This is a genomic window from Aliiroseovarius sp. YM-037, from assembly GCF_048060095.1.
Classification (GTDB): Bacteria; Pseudomonadota; Alphaproteobacteria; order Rhodobacterales; family Rhodobacteraceae; genus JBLUOA01.
This window is the reverse complement of the sequence record NZ_JBLUOA010000001.1, coordinates 1394197-1413844: the sequence shown is the minus strand read 5'-3', so window position 1 is coordinate 1413844 and position 19648 is coordinate 1394197. Positions and strand designations below refer to the sequence as shown.

General features: G+C 59.8%; 19 protein-coding genes and 3 tRNA genes. 8 read left to right on the top strand and 14 right to left on the bottom strand.

The window, feature by feature from the left end:
- Positions 1-2 precede the first annotated feature (2 nt).
- The 3 genes from ACEWPJ_RS07000 to ACEWPJ_RS06990 form a co-directional block, all read right to left on the bottom strand.
- A tRNA-Asp gene (locus ACEWPJ_RS07000) sits at positions 3-79 on the bottom strand.
- A gap of 34 nt (positions 80-113) precedes the next feature.
- Positions 114-190: transfer RNA gene (locus tag ACEWPJ_RS06995), tRNA-Asp, on the bottom strand.
- Between the two features lie 282 nt (positions 191-472).
- A tRNA-Val gene (locus tag ACEWPJ_RS06990) sits at positions 473-548 on the bottom strand.
- Positions 549-711: 163 nt separating this feature from the next.
- Between ACEWPJ_RS06990 and ACEWPJ_RS06985 the strand changes: the two genes are divergently transcribed.
- Positions 712-1974, top strand: coding sequence for a DUF2254 domain-containing protein (locus ACEWPJ_RS06985; RefSeq protein ID WP_416511970.1), 1263 nt, complete (start codon positions 712-714; stop codon positions 1972-1974).
- Here ACEWPJ_RS06985 and ACEWPJ_RS06980 read toward each other — a convergent pair.
- The 4 genes from ACEWPJ_RS06980 to ACEWPJ_RS06965 form a co-directional block, all read right to left on the bottom strand.
- Positions 1971-2552: a histidine phosphatase family protein gene (locus ACEWPJ_RS06980; RefSeq protein WP_416511968.1), complete on the bottom strand. Its 582-nt coding sequence runs from the start codon at positions 2550-2552 to the stop codon at positions 1971-1973. The two genes, ACEWPJ_RS06985 and ACEWPJ_RS06980, sit on opposite strands and share 4 nt — an antisense overlap.
- Positions 2553-2558: 6 nt before the next feature.
- Positions 2559-2921 (bottom strand): HU family DNA-binding protein, encoded by a 363-nt coding sequence (locus tag ACEWPJ_RS06975; RefSeq protein ID WP_416511967.1) that lies wholly within the window; start codon positions 2919-2921, stop codon positions 2559-2561.
- A 1038-nt stretch (positions 2922-3959) separates the two neighbouring features.
- Positions 3960-6371, bottom strand: a complete 2412-nt coding sequence (gene lon, locus ACEWPJ_RS06970; protein WP_416511965.1) for an endopeptidase La — start codon at positions 6369-6371, stop codon at positions 3960-3962.
- Positions 6372-6568: 197 nt separating this feature from the next.
- A complete protein-coding gene (locus tag ACEWPJ_RS06965; RefSeq protein ID WP_416511963.1) occupies positions 6569-7153 on the bottom strand; it encodes a hypothetical protein in 585 nt (194 codons plus the stop codon).
- Positions 7154-7369: 216 nt separating this feature from the next.
- On the opposite strand from ACEWPJ_RS06965, the gene ACEWPJ_RS06960 reads away from it, so the two are divergent.
- Positions 7370-7645: a hypothetical protein gene (locus ACEWPJ_RS06960; RefSeq protein WP_416511962.1), complete on the top strand. Its 276-nt coding sequence runs from the start codon at positions 7370-7372 to the stop codon at positions 7643-7645.
- Between the two features lie 2 nt (positions 7646-7647).
- On the opposite strand, the gene tgt is transcribed toward ACEWPJ_RS06960, so the two are convergent.
- Positions 7648-8775, bottom strand: coding sequence for a tRNA guanosine(34) transglycosylase Tgt (gene tgt / locus ACEWPJ_RS06955; protein WP_416511960.1), 1128 nt, complete (start codon positions 8773-8775; stop codon positions 7648-7650).
- Positions 8776-9080: 305 nt separating this feature from the next.
- Between tgt and ACEWPJ_RS06950 the strand changes: the two genes are divergently transcribed.
- From ACEWPJ_RS06950 to tpiA, 4 genes are all read left to right on the top strand, one after another.
- Positions 9081-9446 carry an SUF system Fe-S cluster assembly protein gene (locus tag ACEWPJ_RS06950; RefSeq protein ID WP_416511959.1) on the top strand — a complete coding sequence of 122 codons (366 nt, stop codon included), beginning with the start codon at positions 9081-9083 and terminating at the stop codon, positions 9444-9446.
- Positions 9447-9559: 113 nt separating this feature from the next.
- Positions 9560-9925, top strand: coding sequence for a HesB/IscA family protein (locus ACEWPJ_RS06945; protein ID WP_416511957.1), 366 nt, complete (start codon positions 9560-9562; stop codon positions 9923-9925).
- Positions 9922-10251 (top strand): TfoX/Sxy family protein, encoded by a 330-nt coding sequence (locus ACEWPJ_RS06940; RefSeq protein WP_416511956.1) that lies wholly within the window; start codon positions 9922-9924, stop codon positions 10249-10251. The genes ACEWPJ_RS06945 and ACEWPJ_RS06940 overlap by 4 nt, the downstream gene beginning before the upstream one ends.
- A gap of 14 nt (positions 10252-10265) precedes the next feature.
- Entirely contained in the window at positions 10266-11024 is a 759-nt protein-coding gene (gene tpiA / locus ACEWPJ_RS06935) for a triose-phosphate isomerase (protein ID WP_416511955.1), read from the top strand.
- 17 nt (positions 11025-11041) lie between these two features.
- Here the strand turns inward: tpiA and ACEWPJ_RS06930 are convergent, their stop codons facing one another.
- The 5 genes from ACEWPJ_RS06930 to ACEWPJ_RS06910 all read right to left on the bottom strand — a co-directional run bounded on the left by ACEWPJ_RS06930 (position 11042) and on the right by ACEWPJ_RS06910 (position 17394).
- Positions 11042-12436 carry a TRAP transporter large permease gene (locus ACEWPJ_RS06930; protein ID WP_416511953.1) on the bottom strand — a complete coding sequence of 465 codons (1395 nt, stop codon included), beginning with the start codon at positions 12434-12436 and terminating at the stop codon, positions 11042-11044.
- Positions 12436-13113 (bottom strand): TRAP transporter small permease, encoded by a 678-nt coding sequence (locus tag ACEWPJ_RS06925; RefSeq protein ID WP_416511951.1) that lies wholly within the window; start codon positions 13111-13113, stop codon positions 12436-12438. The genes ACEWPJ_RS06930 and ACEWPJ_RS06925 overlap by 1 nt, the downstream gene beginning before the upstream one ends.
- Before the next feature lie 74 nt (positions 13114-13187).
- Positions 13188-14189, bottom strand: a complete 1002-nt coding sequence (locus ACEWPJ_RS06920; RefSeq protein WP_416511949.1) for a DctP family TRAP transporter solute-binding subunit — start codon at positions 14187-14189, stop codon at positions 13188-13190.
- 239 nt (positions 14190-14428) lie between these two features.
- Entirely contained in the window at positions 14429-15658 is a 1230-nt protein-coding gene (locus tag ACEWPJ_RS06915) for a sigma-54-dependent transcriptional regulator (RefSeq protein ID WP_416511948.1), read from the bottom strand.
- Complete coding sequence (locus ACEWPJ_RS06910) at positions 15655-17394, bottom strand: ATP-binding protein (RefSeq protein ID WP_416511947.1); 1740 nt, start codon at positions 17392-17394, stop codon at positions 15655-15657. Before ACEWPJ_RS06910 ends, ACEWPJ_RS06915 begins: the two co-directional genes overlap by 4 nt.
- Before the next feature lie 102 nt (positions 17395-17496).
- Between ACEWPJ_RS06910 and ACEWPJ_RS06905 the strand changes: the two genes are divergently transcribed.
- Positions 17497-18678 carry a cytochrome P450 gene (locus ACEWPJ_RS06905; protein WP_416511945.1) on the top strand — a complete coding sequence of 394 codons (1182 nt, stop codon included), beginning with the start codon at positions 17497-17499 and terminating at the stop codon, positions 18676-18678.
- A gap of 90 nt (positions 18679-18768) precedes the next feature.
- The gene (locus tag ACEWPJ_RS06900) at positions 18769-19128 is read left to right on the top strand and encodes a VOC family protein (protein ID WP_416511944.1); all 360 of its coding nucleotides are present in this window, start codon (positions 18769-18771) and stop codon (positions 19126-19128) included.
- Positions 19129-19159: 31 nt separating this feature from the next.
- Here the strand turns inward: ACEWPJ_RS06900 and ACEWPJ_RS06895 are convergent, their stop codons facing one another.
- Positions 19160-19621 carry an Lrp/AsnC family transcriptional regulator gene (locus ACEWPJ_RS06895; protein ID WP_416511942.1) on the bottom strand — a complete coding sequence of 154 codons (462 nt, stop codon included), beginning with the start codon at positions 19619-19621 and terminating at the stop codon, positions 19160-19162.
- Positions 19622-19648: the final 27 nt, after the last annotated feature.

Genomic DNA, 19648 nt, shown 5'->3' with positions numbered 1-19648 from the left:
ACTGGCGCGGTTGACGGGGCTCGAACCCGCGACCCCCGGCGTGACAGGCCGGTACTCTAACCAACTGAGCTACAACCGCGCATCGCGCTTCGGGTGTTCGGATCGGGCAGCGGTGGCGCGGTTGACGGGGCTCGAACCCGCGACCCCCGGCGTGACAGGCCGGTACTCTAACCAACTGAGCTACAACCGCTCACTGCCCGCCCGGAGCAAGCCCCAAGCGTGAGGTGCCTTCTAAGCCCGCCAGCCAGCCCCGTCAAGCGGCCTTCGCCGCAAATTACGCTAAAAGCTCCGACCGCTCAGAACGCTGCCGGCCACCGGCCACAGCGACCAGACAAAAGTGCCCTTCAGCCCCGCGTAACTACCATCCCTGATCGCCATCGTGCTAACGATCGCAACCCATTCCACAGAACCGCACGGCCAGCGGTCAAAACGCGCGTGGCGCAGGTTTGATCTTTGGTAACATTAAGGGGGGTGGTGGGTCGTGAGAGGCTCGAACTCCCGACATCTTCGGTGTAAACGAAGCGCTCTACCAACTGAGCTAACGACCCGTCGCGCGGACCAATAGCGCAGGTCGGCAGAGCGGTGCAAGCCCCTTTTGCGACGTTTTTGCGACCGTAATGAAACTCGGCCAAAATGACAGGTTTCCGGTGGTCAGGACCCATATGCTCCGTGCATAGTTGATCCATAGAACCAGCACGGGGATCAAGCGCGGTGAACATAAGACGGATCGACTTCTACCTAAGACGGTTGCGCGAACGGCTATGGGCCAAACCGGCATTGTTCTGTGCCGCTGCGGTTGTCTCGGTCTTTGCCGCGCGAACGGTCGATAGTTGGTGGGATTGGGATTTGCTGCCCGACATCTCTTTCGACATGATCGAAAAGCTGCTGACGATCATCTCAAGCTCCATGCTCGCAGTCGCGACCTTTGCGGTGGCAAGTATGCTGTCCGCCTACTCCGCCGCCGCGTCCTCTGCCACGCCCCGCGCCTTCAAGCTGGTCGTGGCTGACGACATGTCCCAGAACGCGCTGTCGAGCTTCATCGGCGCGTTCATCTTTTCGATCATCGCGATTATCGCCTTGAAATCAGGATATTACGGCGAAAACGGCCTGTTTTTCCTGTTTATCCTGACACTCTCCATCTTCGGTTGGGTCGTTCTGACCTTCGTGCGCTGGGTCGATAGCGTCGCGCGGCTGGGCGAACTCGGCTCGACCGTCGAAAAGGTCGAAAGCGCGACGAAAGACGCGCTCAGCCAGCGCCAGAAGATGACAACAACCGTGTCAGACGAAGTTCACGCCGAAATGATAAAAGACGCCGACGTCATCTACAGCCCCGATATCGGCTATGTGCAGCACATCGAAATCTCAGCCTTGCAAGAGGTCGCCAAAAAAGTCGATGGCAAGATCGTCGTCGAGGCGATGCCCGGCACTTTCGTCACTGGCAATGATCCGATCGCCTACCTCAACGCGCCCACTGCCATTGACGGCGATGCGCGAGAAGCGATTGCCGATGCCTACCTGATCGACCGCGACCGGACCTTTGACAATGATCCGCGGTTCGGCTTCACCACCCTCGCCGAAATCGCCGCCCGCGCGCTATCGCCCGGTGTGAACGACCCCGGCACCGCCGTGTCGATCCTCGGCCATTTCGTGCGGCTGTTCTATAACTGGGCCGCGCGGGTCGATGCCCCCAAGGCCAAGAACAAATATGACCGGGTGCTGACCCCTGGTCTGTCCGTCGATGGGCTGTTTGATGACGCGTTCGGCCCCGTCGCCCGTCACGGCGCCGGCGATTTCGCCGTCGCGCTCGCCTTTATGGACGCGATGCAGGAACTCGCGCGGACGGGGGATGAACGGTTGCGCAAGGCCGCGCGCAAGCAGGCGTCACTGATGATGAAACGCGCCGAAATCGCTCATACTTTGCCGGAAGATCTGGAACGCCTCCGCGCCCTCGCGAAAAAGGTGACGTTGGGCTAGATCAGCACTTCCTGCCCGCCGGATACCGCATAGATGCGCCCCTGCTCTCGGGGCAGATGCTCCATCTCATCAACGCTCAGGCGCAGCAAGATGCCCCGCAGAACCGACCCGGTGATGCCATGCGTCACAACAGCCGTCGGGCCGGAGAGTTCGGCAAGGAACACCGCGCAGCGATCGTAAAGGGCGTTGAAACTCTCCCCCTCCGGCGCGTTGGTGAACATCTCGAACTCACCCAGATCGGCGTTATTCAAACGGAGGCGCACCTCGTCGCGCGTCAGCCCTTCCCACGCCCCGGCAGAGACTTCCTGCAACCGCGCGTCAACCTCAAACGCCAGCCCCAGCCCGGCGGTCGCAATCTCTGCCGTTTGCCGCGCCCGGCCAAGCGGGCTGCAATAGATCTTTAGGTTTGGATGATCCGCCGCCACCTGCCTCAGCAACCCTCGCTGCTGTTCGGCCTGCGCGCGCCCCAACGCGGTCAGCGGAGAATCCCGCCGCCCTTGCAGGCGTCCGTCAAGGTTCCACTCCGTCTGCCCATGCCGCAGGACAAACAGCGGATGCGTCACGCGCACGTCCATCATGGGGGCTTAGTCTTCGGTCTTCGGGCCAGCGCCGCCGCCCGGTACACCCGTCGGCTGGCGCACCTTGCACACCATCACATCGGCGTTCGGCGCTTCCTTTCGGCGCGTCACCTTGACCTTGCCGAGCGGACGCAGATTCAACTCGTCCCCGCGATTGATCGCTTCGCCGAGCACCGCCAGCATCGCCTCAATCACCGGCTTCGCATCCTTCTTCTTGATGCCGGAACGTTCGACCACCTGATCGATCAGGTCTTTCTTCTTGATGACCGGAGCCGCCACAACAGGGGCCGCCCCCGCAATCGCCGTCGCGCCCGCCGCCTTCGCCGGAGCCTCCGTCGCCGTCGTCACTGTCTTGGTGGTCTTAGCCATTCTCTGCCTCACTCTGTCTACTCTTGCGCACCGTAGCGGGGATTGGGGAGCAAGGCTATCCACGCATTTGAGACTTTCGAGGTGAAGCAACCGCACCTCAAACCATGCCAATCGTCATTAGCGCGCAAACAAGTCGAGAAAATGAGAATTTGAGGATCAAATATTTCACAGGACAATCATTTTTTGATATTTTATTGCGCCGTCAAAATCTTGTCACATTTCGCCTCTACCTTCAGTTGTGGCTTGGGGGCATATTGCAATTCGAGAGGTAACGAGAAATGTTAGTGCGACCATGTTACAAACAAGCGTTGGCCATCTCCTTCTTGTGCGCGCTTGCGTTCAGTCAACCCGCTGAAGCGCTAGACTTAAACGTAGACGTTGGCGGAGCTTCCGCCGGGGCCAGTGTGGGCGGCGGCGGCGTTTCCGCCGGAGCGTCCGTAGGCGGCTCGCAAGTCGGCAGCGTATCGACTTCAGCAAACATCGGTTCAACACGCTCCACGACGACGCAAGGCGTCGGTGTAGGAGCCTGCGTGGGTATCAATAGAAACTGCACCGGAGCGGCAGCATCGCAAAATGCAGCGACGACCACCCGAAGCCGTCAGCGGACGGGAGGAGGCGGCAATACCCCGACGATGACAGCGGACGACTTGATCGGTCTGGTTGTCAGATCGTCGGACAACCGCGTTCTCGGCATTATTGAAAATGCCCGCGTCCGGCCGGATGGAACCTTTGCGGTTCAACTACAGGTCAGCAATACGCTTACGCCTACAGTTGATCGGATCAACTTTCGGATAAGACCGTCGAGGATCAGTGGCGGTCAGCTAAGCCTTGGAATGACAGCCAGGCAGTTTGTCGCCCAATTTACATAGGGCTTCGTCGCAAACTCGGTCGAGCGTTAATAGGACACTCATTTAACGCAAAAATTGCGCCTTCGGGAAACCGAGGGCGCATTTCTACGACTGTAAGTGTCGCGGGACTTCCCAAAAAAACGGCGCACCCTCCGGCGCGCCGCTCTCAATCTCACCTGACCCACAAACCCTAATGCGCGGTTGCGCCCGGGCCTTCGCCTTCTTTCTTCAACGCGGCTTTCGCGGCGGCGGCTTCTTCGGCGGCCTCGTCCCATTCGATGGGTTCAGGCACCCGCACCAGCGCGTGTTTCAGAACGTCGGACACGTGGGCGACGGGAATGATCTCAAGCCCGTTTTTCACGTTGTCGGGAATCTCAGGCAGATCCTTTGCGTTTTCGGCGGGGATCAGCACGGTTTTGATCCCGCCGCGCAGGGCCGCCAGCAGTTTTTCCTTCAAACCGCCGATCGGCAGCACGTTGCCGCGCAGGGTGACTTCGCCGGTCATCGCGATGTCTTTCTTGACCGGGATCTGCGTCAGGACCGACACGATTGATGTCACCATGCCGACACCGGCACTTGGCCCGTCCTTCGGGGTCGCACCTTCCGGCACGTGTACGTGGATATCGAGTTTATCGAACTGCGGCGGCTTCACCCCGATTTTCGGGCTGATCGACCGCACGAACGAACTTGCCGCGTCGATGCTTTCCTTCATCACATCGCCCAGCTTGCCGGTCGTCTTCATCCGGCCCTTGCCAGGCAGGCGCAGTGCTTCGATCGACAGCAACTCGCCGCCGACGCTGGTCCAGGCAAGGCCCGTGACGACGCCGATCTGATCCTCCTGTTCGGCCAGACCGTAGCGGAACTTTTTCACCCCAAGGAAATCGCCAAGGTTGTCAGGTGTGATGACAACTTTCTCGTCTTCCTTCTTGATGATCTTCGTCACCGCTTTCCGGGCCAGCTTTGCGATCTCACGTTCAAGGTTCCTGACGCCCGCCTCGCGGGTGTAGGTGCGGATCATTTCGATCAGCGCCTCGTCGGTGATCTCAAACTCACCCTTGCGCAGGCCGTGGTTCTTGATCTGCTTGGCGATCAGGTGCTGCTTGGCGATCTCGGATTTTTCGTCTTCGGTGTAGCCGGCCAGCGGAATGATCTCCATCCGGTCCAGAAGCGGCCCCGGCATGTTGTAGCTGTTCGCCGTGGTCAGGAACATCACGTTCGAAAGGTCATATTCGACCTCAAGGTAGTGATCGACGAAGGTTGAGTTCTGCTCCGGGTCCAGCACCTCAAGCATCGCGCTTGCGGGATCGCCGCGGAAATCCTGCCCCATCTTGTCGATCTCATCGAGCAGGATCAGCGGGTTCGTCGTCTTGGCCTTCTTCAGCGCCTGGATGATCTTGCCCGGCATCGAGCCGATATAGGTCCGACGGTGGCCACGGATCTCGGATTCGTCCCGCACGCCGCCAAGGCTGATACGGATGAACTCACGCCCGGTGGCCCGCGCTACGGATTTACCAAGCGAGGTCTTACCAACACCCGGAGGCCCGACGAGGCACATGATCGGCCCCTTCAGTTTCTTGCTGCGCTGCTGCACGGCAAGGTATTCGACGATGCGTTCCTTGACCTTCTCAAGCCCGTAATGGTCGTCGTCCAGAACCTTCTGCGCATTGGCAAGGTTCTTTTTGACGCGCGATTTCACGCCCCACGGGATCGACAGCATCCAGTCGAGGTAGTTGCGAACCACCGTCGCCTCTGCCGACATGGGCGACATGTTCTTCAGCTTCTTGATCTCGGCCTCGGCCTTTTCGCGGGCTTCCTTGGACAGCTTGGTTTCCGCAACCTTCGCTTCCAGTTCCGCAACCTCGTTGGCACCCTCTTCGCCGTCGCCCAGCTCTTTCTGAATGGCCTTCATCTGCTCATTCAGATAATATTCGCGCTGGGTCCGCTCCATCTGAGATTTCACGCGCGTCTTGATCTTTTTCTCGACCTTCAGAACGCTCATCTCGCCCTGCATGTGGCCAAAAACCTTTTCCAGCCGTTCCGCCACGTCCAGCGTTTCCAGAAGCTCCTGCTTCTGGTCGACCTCGATCCCCAGATGCCCGGCGACGAGGTCGGCCAGCTTGTCAGCCTCGCGGCTTTCGGCCACCGCAGACAGCGCCTCTTCGGGGATGTTCTTCTTGATCTTGGCGTAACGCTCAAACTCCTCGCCCACCGACCGGATCAGCGCCTCAACCGCGTCCGCATCACCCGGCGTTTCATGAAGCTGCACCGCACGCGCTTCAAAGAAATTGTCGTTTTCCAGATATTCCGTGATCTTCACCCGCGAACGGCCCTCGACCAGCACCTTCACGGTGCCATCGGGCAGTTTCAGCAGTTGAAGTACATTGGCCAGAACCCCAGCCTCGTAAATCCCGTCCGAGGTCGGCTCGTCAATCGACGGGTCGATCTGGCTCGACAGCAGGATTTGCTTGTCATCCGCCATCACTTCTTCAAGCGCGCGGACGGATTTTTCCCGGCCCACGAAAAGCGGCACGATCATGTGGGGGAACACCACAATATCGCGCAGCGGCAGGACGGGGTAAGATGAATTGAGTTGCTCGTGCATCATATTTCCTTGGCTAGCAAGAAGGCACCAGTCCCGCTGTGCGGCAACGCTCGGCCCTCTCCGGTCTCGGCTCATTGACGTGGGGCTTTTCTACCCTTCTTTCAAGCCGGGACTCGATTTGGTTCGGCGCAGTTTGCCCTCTCGTCCCAGTGGGGGCAAGGACCGCCCGCACCATTTTCTGGCATTCGCGCCGAAATTCAGAGTTTCGTCGCCTGCATGACCCGACGCGCCATCATATTCTGGCCTGGCACAGTGCCTTCAACCACGCCGTAGATGGTGAAATCGTTGACGACAAACATGCGGACCTTGAAATTCACCGGCCCGGCCTCGCTCATGTTCGTGCCTTCGACATATAACCGGACAAAGTCCTGATCGGACTCACACCCCTGTGCCAGCGCCATGTCTCCGCTCGACAGCGCGACCTCGTTTTCCGTGGGGTCGTCAGGGTCCGGGTCAATCGTCCAACCTTCTTCACCGGGATCAATAAACCGGATTGCAAACGGCCCCTGCCCGTCATCCATCGTGAAACTCAGTTCCCCGCCGATGATCGACATTGTTTCAGTCGTTTCGACAAGGGGCGGCAGCGCCACCCGTTGCCCGTTGCGCACCAGATACCCTTGAAGGTTACGCACCTGCCACGCGCCGACCAGACGTTCTGCCAACACGGTCGAATATATCTCAGGATCGACATTGCAAAAATCGATCTCCTCCTCGGTATCTTGCGCGGCGGCGGTCGCGGCGATGACGGCTGAGGTTGCAAAACCAATAACAATGGCGCGCATGGGGGCTCCTCCTACTCGGACACTTCCAGTTTACCACACCGCGCCACTCGGCCCAAAACACCGTCCTAAACCGTTGATCCCGCGTCATGTTAACGCCACCACAGCACCTTGGGACGACCACAGTTTTGCCCAAAACCGAAAATAGCCTGTTTCCGTTACACGCTGCTTGGGAAAGGGAAACAAATGGGTTTTGTGGTTGCCGCATTAGTCGTTTTGATGGCTCTGATCTTCGTCGCCCGACCAATCGTAAGGTTCGCGCAAGCACATCCGCGCATCCGCGCGCTGATGCTTGATTTGCTGGGCCTGATGCTGTTGCCCGTGCTGGCCGCCGCCGCGATCTTCCCACTCACCCCATACGGCAGCGGCGCAAGCGCCCAAGACTGGCAACTGCTGTTCTCGGTGCTGTATCTCGGGGTCAAGCCGCTGATGTGGGTCGCCGCAGGACTTCTGCCGCTGCTGCTATGCTACAAGCTGGTTTACCGCCGCGCCTAAGCCTAAATCGGCTCAATATCTCCATCTGCACGCAAGGCGTGAAAGTCTGCCTGAAACGCCTCAAACCGCCCGTCGGCAATTACGGCGCGCATTCCAGCCATAAGTTCCTGATAATAATGCAGGTTGTGCCAGGTCAACAGCATCCCTGAAATCATCTCCTGCGCCCGGAAAACGTGGTGCAAATAGGCGCGGGAGTAGTTCGAACAAGCCGGACAGCTACACTCCGCGTCCAGCGGCCTCGGATCGTCCTGATGCCTTGCATTCTTGATATTGACCGTGCCGCGCCGCGTAAACGCCTGCCCCGTCCGGCCCGAACGGCTGGGCAGCACGCAATCGAACATGTCAATGCCCCGCGCCACGCCGCCAACCAGATCGTCGGGCTTGCCCACCCCCATCAGATAGCGTGGCTTGTCCTCGGGCAGCATGTCCGGCGCATAGTCCAGCACGCCGAACATCGCCTCCTGCCCCTCACCCACGGCCAAACCGCCGACCGCATAACCATCAAACCCAATGGCGATCAGCGCCTCAGCCGACTCCGCGCGCAAATCCTGCTCCAACCCGCCCTGCTGGATGCCGAACAGCGCATGGCCCGGCCGGTCGCCAAAGGCGTCGCGCGACCGCTTTGCCCACCGCATCGACAGGCGCATCGACTCCGCGATCCGATCCCGACTTGCTGGCAGCGCCGGGCATTCATCAAAACACATCACGATGTCTGATCCCAGCAGCCGCTGAATCTCCATCGACCGTTCCGGCGTGATCTCATGCTTGGACCCGTCGATATGCGATTTGAAGGTCACGCCTTCTTCGGTCAGCTTTCGCAAATCCGCGAGACTCATCACCTGAAACCCGCCGCTGTCGGTCAGGATCGGCTTGTCCCAGTTCATGAACCGATGCAGCCCGCCCAGCCGATCAATCCGCTCCGCCGTCGGGCGCAGCATCAGATGGTAGGTGTTGCCCAGCAGAATATCCGCCCCGGTCGCCGCGACACTCTCAGGCATCATGGCCTTGACGGTCGCGGCAGTGCCGACCGGCATGAAGGCCGGCGTGCGGATGTCACCGCGCGGCGTATTGATCACTCCGGTCCGGGCCTTGCCATCGGTGGCGTTCAGGGAAAATGAAAAACGGCTCATGGCAGCCCCTTACGCCAGCTACGCGAAAATGCAAAGCCCCGCGCCCCCGTTTCATCTTGCCCAAAATACTCTCGCCGAAGGCACCCGCGACCCGCACCGCGTGCAACGGTCGCCTTTGTGCACGACCGCACCAAACACCGCCAACACGGCCCCTGACGTGCAGTTTTCGTGTATGCACAACCGGTGCACAGACTGTGCACGCCGGTCATACGCAGATCACACAGCGAATTTTCACACCCCCGCCCCTCTGGACGTTGACCGGCCCATTCCTTATATCTTTGGTCAACTATAGAAGTGAGGCCCCAATGACCGCTGAGTCACAGACACAACTGGAAGGCACCCCTCTGATCAAGCCCTCCAGCACCGATCACGACCTTTACGACGCGATTGTTGAGGCGTGCCGCTCCGTCTATGACCCGGAAATCCCGGTCAATATCTATGACCTCGGGCTGGTCTATACGATTGATATTTCTGACGAAAACGATGTCGATATCATCATGACCCTCACCGCACCCGGCTGCCCCGTCGCGGGCGAAATGCCCGGCTGGATTGCCGATGCGGTCGAACCCTTGGCCGGCGTCAAAACCGTCAACGTCCAACTGACGTGGGAACCACCCTGGGGCATGGACATGATGTCGGACGAAGCGCGGTTAGAACTTGGCTTCATGTAAAATTCGCGCTTTTACAGAAGGTTACACCCTTTTTGTGAAACGACGACTCGCGGCTTGAGATCGCACCCCTGAACCCCTAGATTGGAGTTGAACTACTCGGAAACGGACCCACCATGTTTGGAATTCCCGGCAAACAGGCGGTCACAATGACCCCCGCCGCCGCAAAGCAAATCACCAAGCTGATGACCAAGGACGGCCATCAGGGCTTGCGCATTGGCGTCAAGAAAGGCGGCTGTGCGGGCATGGAATACACCATGGATTACGTCTCCGAAATCGACCCCCATGATGAGGTCGTGGAACAGGACGGTGCCCGCGTGATGATCGCGCCAATGGCGCAAATGTTCTTGTTTGGCACAGAAATCGACTACGAAGTGTCGCTGCTTGAATCCGGCTTCAAGTTCCGCAATCCCAACGTGACCGAAGCCTGTGGCTGTGGTGAGTCGATCAAATTCGACGACACCCTCCCCGCCAAAGCGTGAGCGTTTCTGACGCCGACATCGCCTTTGCCCGCGACCTGTTCGCCCCCCTCGGTACGATCACCCATCGCAAGATGATGGGCGGCGCGACCTACTATTGCGACGGCAATATCTTCGCCATTACCAGCGCCGACGGTACGATTTACCTGAAGGCCGACGGCGCATTTGCCGAGGCGCTCGCCGCCGAAGGGTCGCAAAAATTCACGTTTACCCGCAAGAAAGACGGCGCCGAAGGATCGATGGGATACTGGACCCTGCCCGACGCCGCGCTTGACGACGCGGACGCCGCTTGCGATTGGGCTAGACAGGCATTGGAACACCAACAGTAAACCGGGGGACGGGTATGCGTCGGAAATTGGCTGCAGGAAACTGGAAGATGAATGGCCTCGCGCCCGCAATGAACGAAGCGGACGCCTTGCAGGCCGCCCATCGGAACACCGATATCGACATCCTGCTGTGCCCGCCCGCAACCCTACTGCATCGTTTGTCGGGGCGGCTTGCAGGCTCTCCCATCGCGACCGGCGGTCAGGATTGCCACCCGGCGGAGTCCGGCGCGCATACCGGCGATATCTCTGCCGCGATGCTTGTCGATGCGGGGGCAACCCACGTCATCCTCGGCCATTCGGAACGGCGCGAGGACCACGGCGAAAGCAGCGAAGACGTTCGCGCCAAGGCCCGCATCGCGATTGAAGCCGGGCTGACCGCCGTGATCTGCGTCGGTGAATCCGAAACCCAGCGCGACGCGGCCAATACGCTCGACATCATCGCGGGTCAGCTTGCCGGATCGATCCCCGATATCGCCAACGCCTCAAACCTCGTGATCGCGTATGAACCGATCTGGGCCATTGGCACCGGGAAAGTCCCGACGCTCGACCAGATTGGCGAAGTGCATGATTTCATCCGCGCCCGTCTGGAACGCCGCTTTGGCGAAGGCGTCGGCCTTTCGACGCGCATTCTTTATGGCGGATCAGTGAAGCCCGACAACGCCACCGACATCTTCGAAGTGTCCAATGTCGACGGCGCATTGGTCGGTGGTGCGTCGCTGAAGGCGGTGGATTTTTCGCTTATTATCAAGGCGTTGGAAGCGGCCGGGAAGCACTAGCCCCCCGGCCAACTGCCCTATTGTATGATCAGTTCCGGCCCCATCATCAGGGTCGGCAGGAACGTCGATATCCACGGGATATACGTTACCATAATCAGGAAGATAAACAGCACGCCAAGGAACGGCAGCGCTGCCTTTACAACACTCATCATCGGCATACCCGCGACGCCCGAGGTGACGAACAGGTTCAACCCAACAGGCGGTGTTATCATCCCGATTTCCATGTTCACGACCATGATGATCCCCAGATGGATCGGGTCGATCCCAAGCTGAATCGCAATCGGGAACACCAGCGGTGCCACGATGACCAGAAGGCCCGACGGCTCCATGAACTGACCACCGATCAGCAGGATCACGTTCACGACGACAAGGAACATGACCGGCCCGAACCCGGCGGACAGCATGGCGTTCGCCACTTGCTGCGGCACCTGTTCTTCGGTCAGCACATGCTTCAGGATCAGCGCGTTGGCGATCACGAACATCAGCGTGACGGTCAGTTTCCCCGCCTCAAACAACGTGCGCTGCGTGTCCTTGTGGAAGAACGCGGTCAGCACGGCGTAGGGCTTTCTGAGAAGGCTGATTTTTCCGCCATCTTCGCCCCGCGCCAGCGGCCCCATGTCGCGATAAATGAAGGTCGCGACAAAGAACGCGTAGACCGAAGCCACGGCGGCAGCCTCCGTCGGTGTGAAGATCGCGCCGGTGATGCCGGGGATTCCGTAGATCCCGACCATGATGATGACGATCAGCAACAGCCCCCAGCCCGCATCGCGGAACGAGGCCCAGACTTCGCCCCATCCGGCCCAGTTGCCCTTCGGCATGTTCCTGATCCGCGCCATGACATAGATCGCGATCATCAACATGACACCGGCCATGATGCCGGGAATGACACCGGCAAGGAACATCCGCCCGACGGACACCTCGACGGCGGCGGCATAGACGACCATCACGATGGACGGCGGGATCAGAATGCCAAGCGTGCCCGCGTTACAGATCACGCCCGCGGCGAATTCCTTGGTATAGCCCGCCTGCGTCATCGCCGCGATCACGATCGACCCGATTGCAACAACCGTGGCCGGGGACGATCCGGACAGCGCCGCGAACATCATGCAGGCGAACACGCCCGCGATGGCGAGGCCGCCCTGAAAATGTCCAACACAGGCGATGGAAAACCGAATGATCCGCTGCGCCACCCCACCCGTCGACATGAAGGTCGAGGCGAGGATGAAGAACGGGATCGCAAGCAAGGTAAAGTGCCCCTCGAACGCGCTGAACAAGGTTTGCGCGACCGATGCGAGTGAGCTGTCCGAGAACCACAGAAGGAACAGAACGGACGACATGCCAAGGCTGACCGAAATCGGAACCCCGATCAGCATCAGGCTGATCACCATCAGAAAAAGAAGTGCGACTTCCATTACGAATTCCCCCCGGCGCGTTCGCGCGCTTCTTCGATTTCGTCTTCAACCTCATGGCTCGCGACAATGCGGTCGATCTTGCCAGTCACAAGCGCCCAGCCCGCCTGAATAAAGCGGAACAACAAAAGCGCCATCGACAACGGCAACACGAGATACGGGATCAGGCGCGGCATCTTGTTGTAGGATTCGCCTTCGTTAAAGACGCCTTCCATCCAGCCAAGGATGCCGGGATGCGGAATATCCGTCACTTCGTACCAGCCGCGATACGAGGTCGGGCGCATCTCTTCAAACCCTGTCGGGAACCAGCGCCCCGTCGTTGCCGGCAGGTTCGCGAAGTTCGCCCAATAATCCCAAGCGCCCTTCAACAGCAGGAACGAAAAGATAATGCAGACCGAAATGGCCACCATGCCAAGCAGCCGCTGAACCGGCGGGGAGACGATGTTGATGATCGCATCCACCCCAAGGTGCGCGCCCTTTTTTACGGCATAGGACGTGCCAAGAAGAACAAGCCAACCAAACATGAACACAGTCGATTCCAGCGCCCACAGGATGTTCTTATTAAACCCGTATCGCGCGATCACGTTGGCGAAAGTAATCAGCGTCATCGCCCCAAGCAGGAACGCGATTATCGTTTCCTCGATCTTGTCGATGAAAGTCTCACCCGGCTTCGGATGCATGGCGATGCCCCCTTCTTCTGCCGTTCAGTTAGAAAAAGGGCGCGGACCCGCATTGGGCCCGCGCCGATTTCAGCTTACATGCTGGCGTTGATCGCCTGTGCTGCGTCGATATTGTCCTGTCCGACATCTTCTGAGAACTGCTCCCAGACCGGCTTCATCGCATCGACCCACGCCTGACGCTGTTCCGGCGTCAGTTCACGGATCTCGCCGCCTGCGTCGACGATCGACTGACGCGCCTGAAGGTCAACGGCTGTTGATTCAGCGTTCCGCGTCTCGGTCACTTCGCCGAGGATCGTCAGGAACTGGTCGCGCACGTCCGGTTCAAGCGTGTCGAGCCATTCGGTCGAGGTCACGACGAGGTAATCGAGAATGCCGTGGTTGGTTTCGGTCGTGCCGTCCTGAACTTCATAGAATTTCTGGCCGTAGATGTTGGACCAGGTGTTTTCCTGTCCATCCACAACGCCCTGTTGCAGTGCGCCGTAGACTTCGGAGAACGCCATTTTCTGCGGGTTTGCACCCATGGCTTCCATCTGCGCAACCAGCACGTCAGAGGGCTGAACCCGGAATTTCAGGCCATTTGCATCGGACGGCTCAAGCAGCGGCACGTTGGCCGACATCTGCTTCATCCCGTTGTGCCAGTAGGCCAGCCCCTGAAGGCCGCGGCGCTGCATACTGTCAAGCATCGCCTGCCCTGCCTCGGACTGCTGAAACGCGTTCACGGCTTCGATGTTTTCAAACATGAACGGTAGGTCATAGATCTGGAAAACGCCGGTGAAGGCTTCGAATTTCGACAAGGACGGCGCGGCAAGCTGCACGTCACCTTGCAGCATCGCTTCAAGCACCTTGTTGTCATCATAAAGCGTGGAGTTCGGGAAGACCTCCATGCACATGGAACCGTTCATCTCTTCGTTCACGCGCTCTTCAAGCAGCGACGCGGCGATCCCCTTGGGGTGGCGGTCGGTGTTGGTCACGTGCGCGAATTTGACGACGACTTCGCCCTCTTCACAGGACGCGCTGGCGGCTTGTGCGGTAAAGCTAAGGGCCACGGCGGCCGCGGCGGCGGTCAGGAATTTCATCTTGTCTCCTCCCAGAGCATTGAAGTTTGGGTCAGAGCACCCTTCCGGTGCACTACCGCGATAAAAACCCGCGCTGGGTCGTCATTCAAGAAATAGATTGGAATAAAAGTACCCGATCGTTTTCTGAAGCTTTATCAGAGTGATGCGGACACTATTTCATGTCAAACTTGAACGAGGCTTCCGCGCTGTGGCGAAATCTCGCACAGATCGGAATCGGGTGTGTGCGGTTTTTCGCACACTCAGTCACGGTAGCGATCCGCTCGAATCCCGTGGCGCATCAGCTTGTCGTAAAAGGTCTTTCGTGGCAGCTTTAGTGCCTTCGCCGCGTCCGTGGCATTGCCCGCCTGCCGCCGCAACGCTTCGATCAGAAGGGAGCGTTCGACCTTCGCAAGTTGCTCTGCCAACCCCAGTTCTGCGGCATCGTCCGCCTCTGACAACCCCATGGCAAAGCGCATCGCTGCGTTCATCAGCGACCGCGCGTTCCCCGGCCAGTCCTGCGCCATCAGGCGGTACAGCACATCGGGCGTGATTTCGGGCATGGGCAGGTCCGCCTGTTCGCAGGCGATGGTCACATAATGGCGAAACAGAACGGGAATGTCCTCCGCCCTCTCCCGTATTGCGGGGATACGAACGCTCATCACGTCGAGTCGGTAGTAAAGATCGGGATTGAACCGCCCGGCAAGCGCCTCGTCCTGCAAGTCGCGATAGGTGCCCGCGATCAGGCGCACCGGGGTCGGGTTTTCCAAGGCACCCAGCAGCGCGAACTGCGACGTGGCGGACAGGTCGGCGATTTCGTCGATGAACAGCGTGCCGCCATCCGCCGCGTTTTCAACCGCTTGCGCTATCGTGTCAGCCGTGAAGGACGCCGCCGCCACCTTGCGAAACGGGCGCATCGCCTCGGGCGACAGCAGGTGAATGACCTCTGCGACCTTCGCGACGCCTGTTCCCGGCTCTCCATGCACCAACACCTCTGCCCCTGCTTTCGCGACGCTGCGCACACGGGCGCGGAGTTGTTCGACAAGACGCGATTGCCCGAAAATCATGCGCGAGGCGGCATCTCCAGTCTCCAGCTGATACTTCAGGCGGCGGTTCTCCATCACCAGCCGCCGGGCTTTCTGCGCACGCTCAATAACGGCCAACAAATCATTGGGGTTGCATGGTTTTTCCAAGAACTCAAACGCTCCAGCAGAGATCCCTTTGACCGCCATCGGAATATCGCCTTCGCCGGTCAACAAGATCACCGGAAGGTCCGGGTCGACCCCGCGCGCATAATCCAGCAGCGCGAACCCATCCTTCCCCGGCATTCGAATGTCTGTCACGACGACACCGTCAAAATCGGGCTGGATGTGGTCTTTCGCCTCGATATAGCTGCCTGCGAGCGTCGCGTCGTAGTCGGCAAGTTCCAACGTCTGCCCAAGCGCATCGCGCACCGACCGATCATCGTCCACCAGAAGAACCCGCGCGGTCATGCGGCCACGTCCTTCTCCGCACCCTCAACCGCTGTCAATTCGACCGAGAACACGGCCCCGCCCTCCGGGTGGTCGCGCCCACGGATCGCGCCGCCAAAGCTTTGCACAAGCCCGTAGGAGATCGACAGGCCCAGCCCCATCCCATCGGGGTGACCGACCGATTTCGTGGTGTAGAACGGGTCGAATATCTTCTCGGGGTCATCAAGCCCCGGCCCGGTATCGCGCACCCGCAAACAGACCTTTCCATCCGCCGAAGACAGCGACAGTTCCAAGCGTTTCTCTGCCGCGCCTTCCATAGCGTCAATCGCATTTGACATGAGGTTCGTCACAACCTGCTGCAAGCGCACCTCCCCTCCGCGAACAAGGATTGGGTCGGCGGGCGGTTGCCACGCGACCGCAACCTCGGCGTTGCGAATGCGCGCCTCGGCCAGTTCCAGTGATGCTTCAATCACCGCAACGATATCGACATCCGAGAGTGGTTCGCTTTCCTGCCGCGCAAAGGCGCGCAGGTTCTTGATGATCCGTCCCATCCGGCGGGCGAGCTCCGAGATGCGCGACAGGTTCTGCGCGGCGACATCGGGTTTGCCGCGTTTCATGAACTCCTCGGCATTCTCGGAAAACGACTGGATCGCCATAAGCGGCTGGTTCAACTCGTGGCTGATCCCTGCGGACATCTGGCCAAGCGCCGACAGTTTGCCGGCCTGCACAAGATCCGCCTGCGCCTTCTTCAACTGCGCTTCGGCCTCTTCCCGCTCCGCGATCTCGTGACGCAGCGATTGGTTGACCGCAACCAATTCCGCCGTGCGGTCGGACACGCGGTGTTCAAGGTCCGCGTTGGCAATCGCCAGCGCCCGGCGTCGTTCGGTTGCAAGAAACAGAAACGCACCGAAGGCAAGACACAACGCCGCCGCCACCGCCGCTTGCAGAAAGGCGAGCCGTTCAGCCGGAGCCGTATCAATCAACGCCTCGCCCGTCATTCCGATCACCGGCAAGGGGCGTTCCAGATGGATCGCGCGTTTCGGCAGATAGCGCCCGGCGTCCAGCGACCAGATCGCAAGGCCATCAAGACGCCGCTCGCGATGCGACATGAATGGCCCCTGATCCGTGTCGCCCCGCGCACGCAGCAACAGTTCTGACCGGTTTGTGACAAAGATGATCCCATCCTGATCGGTAAAGAACACAACTTGCGGTGCGCTGCGCCAGTCGCTTTCCTCGATCGTTTCCATATCGACACGGACGAGCACCGCCCCGGCGGGGTCATCCCCCACAAAAACGGGCGCAGCAAAGGAAAACGCGCGGGTCTGGCCGCGGTTCAGGGTGGCATGATCGACACCAAGCGCCCCGTGCATCGCCCGTTCAAAATAGGGGGTTGAGGCCAGCGACACCCCCGCCGCCCCGCGCCGGGACGACGCAAGCACGACCCCACGCTGCGATAGGAATGTAATCTCCAACGATCCGCTTTGATCCGCCGTCCGCAGCATCAGCGCCTCAGCCGCGCGGATATTGCCCTCGCCCCGCGCTACGGCCACCATCACCGGATGATCGGCGAGTTGCACCGCCACCTGCCGGAACCGCTGTAGCTGGCCAACCAGCCGATCGCTGGCGGAGTTGAGGTTCGCCCGCCCCCGTTCGGCCACCTGTTCCAGCGCCGAAGTATAGCTGAACCACCAGACGCCGCCCGCAAACAGCGCGACGGCCAGCAGAAACCCGACAATGGCAAAGACCCGACGCGGCATGTTCCCCTTCCGGCGTGACGTCGGGAAAGCCTAATCAGGCGGGGTTGCAATGACCAGACTCTTTCAGGACAAGGATGGTGCAGCAAGAAAGGCCCGCATCCCGTGCAAACCCTGTCGCAATCCCCGACCGATCCGGCATTCGTTCAGAACCCCTATCCGTTCTACGCCCGCTGTCGCGACGCCGGTGACGTGATCTGGTGGAAAGACTACGGCATGGCCTGCGCCACAAGCTACGCCGCGGTGAACGCCCTGCTGCGGGATCGCCGCTTCGGCCGCGAAATCCCGGCGAACAAGCGCAGCCCGATCCCCGACCACCTCGCGCCCTTTTACGCTGTGGAAGCCCATTCGATGCTGGAACTCGAAACGCCCCGGCATCCCCGCCTGCGCGGGCTGGTGATGCGCGCCTTCACCTCCCGCCGAATCGCGGGGCTTGGGCCGGAAATCGAAACGCTCTGCCACGAGTTGATCGACGCGTTCCCGGCGGGCGACGTCGACCTTCTGCCCGCTTTCGCGCAGAAACTGCCGGTCATCGTCATCTGCCGTCTGCTTGGCGTGCCGGAGGATATGGCGGATACGCTCCTTCGTTGGTCAAACGCGATGGTCACGATGTATCAGGCCCGCCGCACCCGCGCGGATGAGGACGCCGCCGCTGCGGCAAGCGCCGCCTTCGCCGATTTCATGCGCAGTTACGTCGACGAACGCCGCGCGCGCCCGGCAGATGATCTTATCACCAGCCTGATCGCGGCCGAGGAAGACGGAGAGAAGCTGTCGACCGACGAGTTGATCTCGACCTGCATCCTGCTGCTGAACGCAGGGCATGAGGCGACAGTGCACACGCTTGGAAACGGTGTGAAGGCGTTGCTGGAGCGCGACCTTATCGATGCCGTTCAATCCGCTGACACAATTGAACAAATCACCGAAGAGGTTCTGCGCTACGACCCGCCACTTCATATGTTCACCCGCTGGGCCTATGAAGACGCGGAGGTCGCCGGTCACACTTTCCGCAAGGGCGACGAAGTCGGCCTCCTCCTCGGCTCCGCCAACCGCGACGCCGCGATCTGGCCCGATGCCGATAGGTTCGACATCACCCGCCCGATCCGCCCCAACACCGCCTTCGGCGCAGGCGTCCATTTCTGCGTCGGCGCCCCCCTCGCCCGGCTTGAACTGAACATCGCCCTGCCGATCCTGTTTCAACGCTGTCCGGGGATGAGGCTGGTGGAGCCGCCGACCTATGCGAACCTCTATCATTTTCACGGGCTGGAGGGGTTGCGGGTTACGTATTAGATGGCGGCAGTGCGGACAAACCTGCTGTTGGCGTTTTCAGCAGACTAACGCTAACTTTGTGCCGAGCTAAACTTGGAGGTCGCAAAGTCGATGCAGCTTGGCCGTATCATTATCTATACCAAGAAACTCGAAGAAGTCGCGGACTTCTATCGCACGCATTTCGGCTTTGAAGTTCTGCGTGTTGAGGATGATAGGATTGTTGAACTTGTCGCTCAAGGGTCTGGTAGCAATATACTTTTGCACCCAATGTCGGCCGGCAGACGAGAAGGTCAAACGCTTGTCAAGCTCGTGTTCGATGTAAAGGATGTCGAAAGGTTTTGCCGTGCCTCAGAGAAGCGCGGATTGAAATTTGGCTCTATCCATCGTGCCGATGGTTACTGCTTCGCCAATGCAAAGGACCCTGCCAAGAATTCTATTTCGGTCTCAAGCCGCGCGTTCGCTAGGCGGTAGGTTAGGCCTCCAACCGAACCCCCACCCCCCTTCACAACGGCAGCATCGTCGTTGATTTCAACTCTTCCATCGAAAGCAACGCGGTGACGTTGTAAATCCGAACCTCGGCGATCAGCGCTTGGTAGAACTCGTCATAGGCCCGCGCGTTCTTGACCCGCACTTTCAGGATATAGTCGATATCGCCCGCCAGCCGGTGCGCCTCCAGCACTTCGGAGCGATCCTGCAGGGCTTTCAGGAATTTCTGCTGCCAGTCGGCCTCATGCTCCGACGTGCGGATCAGGACGAAGAAACACGCCTCGAACCCCAGTGCTTCGGCGTCCAGCATCACGGTTTGCTGACCAACGATCCCGGCCTCTTTCAGCTTGCGAATCCGGTTCCAGACGGGCGTCTTGCTCGACCCGACTTTCTTCGCGATATCGTCGAGCGATTGGCTCGCGTCTTGCTGCAGTTCTTTCAGGATCTTTCGATCAATCTCATCCAGGCGAACGGGCATTCTGTTTCCTTCTCTCAAACGGAACGC